7 protein-coding genes are annotated in these 6,251 nt (G+C 61.4%); all 7 read right to left on the reverse strand.

From position 1 onward, the window contains the following. Positions 1–18: 18 nt before the first annotated feature. The 7 genes from BLO49_RS15465 to ybgC all read right to left on the reverse strand — a co-directional run bounded on the left by BLO49_RS15465 (position 19) and on the right by ybgC (position 6,052). Positions 19–978, reverse strand: a complete 960-nt coding sequence (locus BLO49_RS15465; protein ID WP_090650250.1) for a CsgG/HfaB family protein — start codon at positions 976–978, stop codon at positions 19–21. Between the two features lie 245 nt (positions 979–1,223). After that, positions 1,224–1,772, reverse strand: a complete 549-nt coding sequence (gene pal / locus BLO49_RS15470) for a peptidoglycan-associated lipoprotein Pal (protein ID WP_245679062.1) — start codon at positions 1,770–1,772, stop codon at positions 1,224–1,226. A 282-nt stretch (positions 1,773–2,054) separates the two neighbouring features. Then, the gene (tolB, locus tag BLO49_RS15475; protein ID WP_415500616.1) at positions 2,055–3,407 is read right to left on the reverse strand and encodes a Tol-Pal system beta propeller repeat protein TolB; all 1,353 of its coding nucleotides are present in this window, start codon (positions 3,405–3,407) and stop codon (positions 2,055–2,057) included. 31 nt (positions 3,408–3,438) lie between these two features. Beyond that, entirely contained in the window at positions 3,439–4,272 is an 834-nt protein-coding gene (locus tag BLO49_RS15480; RefSeq protein ID WP_090650256.1) for a hypothetical protein, read from the reverse strand. A 4-nt stretch (positions 4,273–4,276) separates the two neighbouring features. Further along, the gene (locus BLO49_RS15485; RefSeq protein WP_090650258.1) at positions 4,277–4,762 is read right to left on the reverse strand and encodes an ExbD/TolR family protein; all 486 of its coding nucleotides are present in this window, start codon (positions 4,760–4,762) and stop codon (positions 4,277–4,279) included. 4 nt (positions 4,763–4,766) lie between these two features. Continuing rightward, positions 4,767–5,492, reverse strand: coding sequence for a protein TolQ (gene tolQ / locus BLO49_RS15490; protein ID WP_170828359.1), 726 nt, complete (start codon positions 5,490–5,492; stop codon positions 4,767–4,769). A 107-nt stretch (positions 5,493–5,599) separates the two neighbouring features. Beyond that, positions 5,600–6,052: a tol-pal system-associated acyl-CoA thioesterase gene (gene ybgC, locus BLO49_RS15495; protein ID WP_090650260.1), complete on the reverse strand. Its 453-nt coding sequence runs from the start codon at positions 6,050–6,052 to the stop codon at positions 5,600–5,602. Positions 6,053–6,251 lie beyond the last annotated feature (199 nt).

Here is a 6,251-nt window from a genome sequence, read left to right on the forward strand (position 1 = left end):
GCTCAACGCGCCTTGCGCTTATTGCGATGCCGCCAGGCTGTCGTTCTTCACCCAGCCGACATTGTCATTGTCGTCGGCCACTTCCCAGTACATGCCGTCCTTGTTGCCGGTCGGGTAAACCGTCAGCCCCACCGGCAGTGCGCGGATGACCTTGCCCGTGGCATTGGGCGCCGAACGCAGAGTGGTCGCGGTCCGGACGGTGAAGCTGCGGCTCGGCGCCGCTTCCTTGCCGCCGACATCGATACCGCCGAGATTATTGACCATCTCGGCATAGGCGACAATGAACGCCTGGGTCACGATCTTGCCGATATCGGTATCTTCGTAACCGCCGCCAACCGCGCCGCCGAAGCCGATGCCGCCACCGGCGCCCCAGCTCAGGTCGTTCTTGGCGGCATGGCCTTCAAAGGAATTGGATTCCGAGGTACGCACATCGGTGAGCGATAGCACCACATCGGCCTCGCTCTTCTTGGTGCGGAACCCGCCGACAATGGCGCCGGCCCGGCCGCCGACCAGGCCGCCCAAGAGGCCAGCGGCCCCGCCGCCGCCGGTATTGGAATCGGCGCTGCCGACCTCCGCCACCAGCACGAAATCCGCCGCCTTGATCTGGCCCTTGCCCATGTTCGAGCCGTGTTGCAGGCCCAGGCTGCCGCCGATATCGCGCTCACGCTGCGCCGCATCCATGCCGGCACCACGATCAACCAGCGAGAAGCAGCCGGATTTCTGTACAATGACCTTGAGCAGCTTTTGCGGCGCGGCCAGGCTGTTATTGGTCCACCCGGAAGGATCGTCACCATTGACGACGGAGATGGTGCCGAGCTTGGCCGAACAATGCGGCAGGCCGGCCATCATCTTGTCCTGCGTTTGCTGCGCCTTGCTCGCCTTGGCCTGGGCGAAGGCCGGCGCATTTGTGGTCAGGCCGAGCATGGCGGCGACTGCCACACCTGCGGCAGCACTCTTGCGGATGGAATTGAATGTCATGGAACAGCTCCCCAATAATCGATTGAAAACAGGCGGACACCCCGCGGCAACGGCTAAGCACAAGCCGAAGGCAGGATGACCGGAAAATATCAGAAATACGCGAACTGACTGGCGGCCAATTGGGCCGAATTGAACAGGTGACAGCGCCGGGAATGGAGCCCCTAAAACGCATCATGCCCCCTGACCTTACGGCCAGAGGGCATGAGTTTCAATCCAAAAACCGACGTATAAGGCCGGTTTAAAGCTTATTGCGCACCCGAGGTCAGGGTGGTGTGGGCGTTACGGTTCTTGGCCCAGGCATCCTCACCCGAACCGTTGTCGATCGGGCTTTCCTTGCCGTAGGAGATGGTTGAGATGCGGCTGGCGGCAACGCCCTTGCCGGCCAGGAAGTCCGAAACGGCCTGCGCGCGGCGGGCGCCGAGGGCGAAGTTATATTCGCGGGTGCCGCGTTCGTCGGCATTGCCTTCGATGCGGATATTGACCTGCGGATAACGAACCAGCCAGGCGGCCTGGGCGGCCAGGATGCCTTGCGCATCGGAACGGATGTCGGAGGAATCGGTATCGAAATAGACGCGGTCGCCGACATTGACGACGAAGTCCTGCTGCGAACCCGGAACGATGCCCGGCAGCGGCGCTTCGGCGACGGGCGGTTGCGGAACCGGTTGCGGCGCGGGCTCAGGCGCGGGAGCCGGGGTCGGCTCGATCACGGGCTTCGGCTTGCTGGTACAGGCCGCCATAGACGCCATAACCAGAGCCATTACGGCGAACTTTGCTACGGACTTGGTCGATACCATGATGTTGAATCCTCTCATTTCAATAGAATGCGCTGAACATATCTCTGTTCTGTGACGGGATTATGCACAAAACTTATAAAGATACGATGATATGGCTGTTAACTTTTGTCAAACGGGCGTTGTCATTTTTCCAGAGAACTGGATATTTTTTCCATCTTGCGGCGGAATAGGGCAATTTCACGACCGCTTTACACCAAATCCGATGAATTTTCGGTTTGTGGACATGGTTGCCCAATCCTTACACAGCTTATAAATACAAAGTTTGCGCCCTGTTTCAGCAGCTTACTTCAGGCGGGGTGACCAGGCGGGATCGGAGGCGCCACCGGGATACGGCACGGCGCGCTCAACGCGGCCGGTGACCTCGACCATCCACAGCGACGGATTGCCGCCCTGGCTCTCGCGGAAGAACATGATGTAGCGGCCATTGGGCGCCCAGGTCGGCCCCTCTTCCAGATAGGAGGAGGTCAGGAGCTTGGCATTGCCGCCGCCGGCATCCATGACGCCGATCGAGAAGCGGCCGCCTGACTGCTTGGTGAACGCGATCTGGTCGCCCTTCGGCGAAAAGACCGGCGTGGAATAGGAGCCACCGCCAAAGGTGATCCGGCGCACATTGCCGCCCGAGGCATTCATCAGGTAGATCTGCGGCGAACCGCCGCGATCGGAGGTGAAGGCGATGGTGGAGCCATCGGCCGAGAAGGACGGCGAGGTATTGATGAAGCCACCGCTGGTCAGCTTGGTCATCGAGCGGGTGCGCAGGTCCATGACATAGATATTGGTGGCGCCGCCCTGGCTGACCGAGAAAGCCAGTTTGGAGCCGTCGGGCGAGAAGCGCGGCGCGAAGGCCATACCCTTGATCTGGCCCACGGCCTCCTGACGGCCGGTCTCTAAATTATAGATATAGATGCGGGCGCTGTCGGCGGTCAGGGCCATGTAGGCAATCTCCTGGCTGTCGGCGGAGAAGCGCGGGGTCATGACCTTGGTATTGTTGCCGGCCACCGGCAGGTAGGACGGATTGGCGCCGTCCTGGTCCATGATGGCCAGGTGCTTGATGCGCGCCGTCTTGTAGCCGCTCTCAGCCACGAAGACGATACGGGTGTCGAAATAACCTTCCTGGCCGGTCAGCTTTTCATAGATGGCGTCGGCGATCTTGTGGGCGATGCGGCGCCAGTTCTCCGGTGTGGCGGTCAGGGACTGGCCCAGAAGCTGGTTCTGCGAGAAGATATCCCACAGGCGGAAATCGACCTGCAGACGGCCGTCGGAATCGACAAAGGCTCGGCCATTGCTGAGATACTGGGCATTGATCGTCTTCCACGCGGCAAATTCCGGCTGGACGGAGACATCGGGGTTTTGCTGGATGAAGGCGGCCGGATTGATCGGCGCGAAATAGCCGGAACTTTCCAGGTCATTCATAACCACCTTGGAAATCTTGTTGCCGAGATCACCGCCGGACGCGTCATTGCCGCCGATGGCAATGGCGATCGGCAGGGGCTGGATATTGCCCTGATCGACCGTGCCGGTCAGTTCATCCTGCGCATATGCGTAATTTGGGGCAAAAGCGGGCACGCACATCAGCAGAAGCGCGCCGGTCACCGCCGCCAAAATCTGGCTGAATGGCATTTTGTTTATCAGTCGCATCATGTAGCTCCTTTGGTCGGTCGGTCGCGTATCAGCGTCCCTGGCACGCCTTTGAGGCATCGAAAGTAATTCTGAGCGGACGGTTATAAAGCCCCTCCGGCAGATCGGTATAGGCCAGGGGCTGGCCCTTGTTTACAGCGGCCAGGGCCAGATTGGCCCCCGCCTGCCACACGGGGTCACTACGCTTGTTAAGCCATGTAGGCCCATCGGTAACACGGCCGCTGGGCGAAATTGTGAAGCGAATCTCCGGTTTCACATCCTGACTACCCGGCACATCGCAGTTGATCAGCCACAGCTTATTCAGCCTCTGGGTCAGGGCGTTCATTTCGGTCTTCAGTCCGGCATCGGCCGGGCCGGAACCGAAAGCCGATGCGCCCGTCGTCTTCTGTGTACTGGCCGAAGGCGCGCGGCGGGTCGGCGCCTGTGATGGTGTGGCGGCCAGGCGGCTCAGGAGGTCGTCCTGCGGCTTGGCCTTGGGCGCAGGCTTGGCCGTTGTCGGCTTTTTCGCCGGGGTCGGATCCGGCTTTTTCAGGCCGTTCTTGTCGGGCGGGACCGGGGCCGGCTTGGGCGGGGCGGGCGTGGGCTTGGCTGCCGGCTTGATCGGCTCAGGCACCGGTTGCGGCGGTGCCGGCGTCGGCTGCGGTGGCACAGGCTCCGGCTGCGGGATCGGTTCCGGTGTCTTGACCGCCAGTTCATCGACCGGGGCTTCCGCCATCTGGCGGCTCGGCATGTCGGAAATGATCGTCACCGGCACTGACGCCACCTTGAGCGGCGGCGGCGTCAGTTTCAGGCTGATGAAGGCAAGCAGGATCAGGCCGACGTGCAGCAGAAGGGAGACAATAAAGGACGGTCCGAATTTCTTCATGCGTCTATGGGGTCACGCTTTCGGGCTCAGCAGCGGTGGCGGCAGGCTTGCCCATGGTATCCGTCACCAGGCTGATCTTGGTGAAACCGGATGAGGACAGCTTGCCCATCACGCGGGCGACCGAATCCCAGGTCGCTTCGCCCGCACCGCGGACATAGATCTGGGTTTCGGTATCGCCGCGGGTGATGGCCAGCAGACGCGGCGCCACCTGATCGTAGCTCGCTGGATCGTCATTGACATAAAGCTGGCCGGTCTTGTCGATCGACACGGTGACGGGCTCGCCCTCGTCCTTGAGCGCGGCGGCTTCGGTCTTGGGCAGGTTGATCTTGATGCCCGAATTGAGCAGCGGCGCCGAGATCATGAAGATGATCAGCAGCACCAGCATGACGTCGACCATAGGGGTGACGTTGATTTCCGACAGGGCGGCGCGGCGGCGCGTGCGGCGTCCGCGGCGGCTGCCTCCTCCGTGGCCTGAACCTCCCATAGCCATGCGATCAGCCCCCCAGCTTGTCGCCGAGGCGGCGGGTCAGCGACACCATCAGCTCATCGGCGAAGCCTTCCATGCGTGAGGTGAAGCGCGCCACTTTCGAGTTGAACAGGTTGAAGGCGATATAAGCGGGGATAGCGGCGAAAAGCCCCATGGCGGTGGCGAACAGGGCTTCGGAAATGGCCGGGGCCACGGTGGTCAGGTTGGTATCGCCCTGGCTGGCAATGGCCGAGAAGGCGTTCATGATGCCCCAGACCGTGCCGAACAGCCCCACAAACGGCGAGGCCGTGGCGATGACAGCGAGGATGCTCAGGCCGTCTTCGATGCCATCAGCTTCATTGGCGATGATGTGATTCATCTCGCGGTCGACCTGAGAGACCAGCAGGTCGCCCTGGGCGGGGCTCAGGGACTTGCCCTTGTAATCCTTCCAGGCGGCAGTGACGGCAACCAGCAGCTTCTGGAACGGTTCCTTCGGCTGGGTGCCGAGCGTGGCGGCGATATCATCGAGCGCGCGGCCGGAATTGAGCGCGCCTTCGAAGCCGTCGGCCTCCTTGTTGACGCGATTAAGCGCGCCAGTCTTCTGGATGATGATGGCCCACGACCACAGCGAGGACAGGGCCAGGCCCACCATGATCACCTGGACCACGATATCGGCGTGCAGGAAAAGCTGAAGAAAGTTCAGGGCGCCGGGAAGGCTGTCGGTGGCTGAGCTGGCGGCGGAACTGGCGCTCATGTCGCATCCTCGGTGTTTAGGTTAAGACGAATAGTGAATCTGTAATGGCCGCACCATGCCCGACAATTGGCGACATTTCTATGGCGTCGGAACAGAAAAAGACGCTTTTACAGTGTCTTTTCACCCGCAACGTGCAATTTGATAGCGGATTGCAAATCTTTCGGCAGGCGTTTTGGGCGACCTTTCAGATCTATGCAGACGACCTGAACCTGGGCCTCGGCGAGCTTTTGGCCATCGCGTTCGACCCACTGATCGAGGGTGAAACTGGCCCCGCGCGCGACGATCAGACGGCTTTTGATGGTTACCAGGTCATCGATCCGCGCCGGGGACAGATACCGGATATTGATGCTGCTGACGGCAAAGGCCAGCGGCTCATCGAGCGCGGCCAGTTGATGGTGATGCACCCCGATCCGGCGCATATATTCAGAACGCCCGCGCTCGAAATATTTGAGATAGTTGGCGTGATAGACGACGCCGGAAAAGTCGGTGTCCTCGTAATAGATGCGCACCGGCAGTGCGTGATGATCGCCGTCGATGCGGCCGGAGAGGTCTGAGGTCATGCGGATGTTCTAACGATGGGTGATAATTTTCCAAGCCTTTAATTCTCCTCCCCTGCGAAGCGGGGGAGGTGGCAGCGCGAGGCTCGAAGAGCCGGTGTCGCTGACGGAGGGGGCAGCCCTGCGCCGTCATGCCCCCTCCGTCTCGACGCGCTGCGCTTGCTCCCCCCCCCCGTCGCCTGGCAGGGGAGGAGAAAGTAGT

Source organism: Asticcacaulis taihuensis, assembly GCF_900100255.1.
GTDB classification, from domain to species: Bacteria; Pseudomonadota; Alphaproteobacteria; order Caulobacterales; family Caulobacteraceae; genus Asticcacaulis; species Asticcacaulis taihuensis.